1 protein-coding gene is annotated in these 686 nt (G+C 49.3%); it reads left to right on the top strand.

Annotated features, from left to right (window positions below; translation table 11 throughout):
- On the top strand, positions 1 to 686 hold a 686-nt coding region (locus tag HMPREF2794_RS02650; protein ID WP_210403590.1), incomplete at both ends, for an AGE family epimerase/isomerase.

Genomic DNA, 686 nt, shown 5'->3' with positions numbered 1-686 from the left:
TCCAAAGTTGACAACCCTAAAGGCAAATGGAACAAGCTCCATCCGGGCACACGTAATCTGAAGAACTTCGCACTCCCGATGATTCTCTGTAATCTGGCATTGGAGATTGAGCATCTGCTGCCTGCCGGTTATCTGGAGCAGACAATGGAGACCTGTATTCATGAGGTGATGGACGTGTTCTGCCGTCCGGAGCTGGGTGGCATCATCGTTGAGAATGTGGATGTGGACGGTAATCTGGTTGACTGCTTCGAAGGCCGTCAGGTAACTCCCGGACATGCTATTGAGGCGATGTGGTTTATCATGGATCTGGGGCAACGGCTGAACCGACCGGAGCTGGTACAACAAGCAATGTTAACCACCTTAACAATGCTTGATTATGGTTGGGACAAGCAATGTGGCGGCATCTATTACTTTATGGACCGTAACGGTTGTCCTCCCCAGCAGTTGGAATGGGATCAGAAACTCTGGTGGGTACACATCGAGACACTGATCTCCTTACTGAAAGGTTACCGGTTGACCGGAGATAAAAGATGTCTGGAATGGTTTGAGAAGGTGCATGACTATACATGGACACATTTCAAAGACTCGGAATATCCGGAATGGTTCGGTTATCTGAATCGGCAAGGTGAAGTGTTGCTGCCACTCAAAGGCGGAAAATGGAAAGGATGCTTCCACGTACCGAGAGG

The sequence above is a fragment of the Bacteroides sp. HMSC067B03 genome (assembly GCF_001811315.1).
Lineage (GTDB): Bacteria > Bacteroidota > Bacteroidia > Bacteroidales > Bacteroidaceae > Bacteroides > Bacteroides faecis.
The sequence above is the reverse complement of the archived record's forward strand: the minus strand, read 5'-3'. Positions and strand labels throughout refer to the sequence as shown.